Genomic DNA, 830 nt, shown 5'->3' on the forward strand with positions numbered 1-830 from the left:
GCAGTAGGTCCGCAAGGTTTAGCCGGAACTAACCGGTGTTGACGGTACTAACGGAACCAATGGTGTAGAGGGAATCAACGGAACAAATGGTATTGATGGAGCAGTAGGTCCTCAAGGAATCCAAGGTATAGCTGGAACTAACGGTATTGACGGTATTAACGGAACCAATGGTGTTGATGGCGCAGTTGGTCCACAAGGTATTGCTGGAACTAACGGTGTTGATGGCGCAGTTGGTCCACAAGGTATAGCCGGAACTAACGGTGTTGACGGTACTAACGGAACCAATGGAGTTGATGGCGCAGTAGGTCCGCAAGGTTTAGCCGGAACTAACGGTGTTGACGGTACTAACGGAACCAATGGAGTTGATGGCGCAGTAGGTCCGCAAGGTTTAGCCGGAACTAACGGTGTTGACGGTACTAATGGAACCAATGGTGTWGATGGAATMAACGGAACAAATGGTATTGATGGAGCAGTAGGTCCTCAAGGAATCCAAGGTATAGCTGGAACTAACGGTATTGACGGTATTAATGGAACCAATGGTGTTGATGGAATAAACGGAACGAATGGAGTTGATGGCGCAGTTGGTCCACAAGGTATTGCCGGAACTAACGGTGTTGACGGTACTAAYGGAACSAATGGAGTTGATGGCGCAGTAGGTCCGCAAGGTWTAGCCGGAACTAACGGTGTTGACGGWACTAACGGAACSAATGGTRTTGATGGCGCAGTAGGTCCGCAAGGTWTAGCCGGAACTAACGGTGTTGACGGAACGAACGGAACCAATGGAGTTGATGGCGCAGTAGGTCCGCAAGGTTTAGCCGGAACTAACGGTG

Annotated in this window: 1 protein-coding gene and 1 pseudogene; both read right to left on the bottom strand. The window is 49.8% G+C overall.

Annotated features, from left to right (window positions below):
• Positions 1 to 111: 111 nt before the first annotated feature.
• The gene (locus AC1DVP_RS21300) at positions 112 to 429 is read right to left on the bottom strand and encodes a hypothetical protein (RefSeq protein WP_477185475.1); all 318 of its coding nucleotides are present in this window, start codon (positions 427 to 429) and stop codon (positions 112 to 114) included.
• 51 nt (positions 430 to 480) lie between these two features.
• Positions 481 to 830, bottom strand: a pseudogene (locus AC1DVP_RS21305) (hypothetical protein); the annotation flags it as partial.

This window comes from Flavobacterium sp. P3_A6, assembly GCF_056403035.1.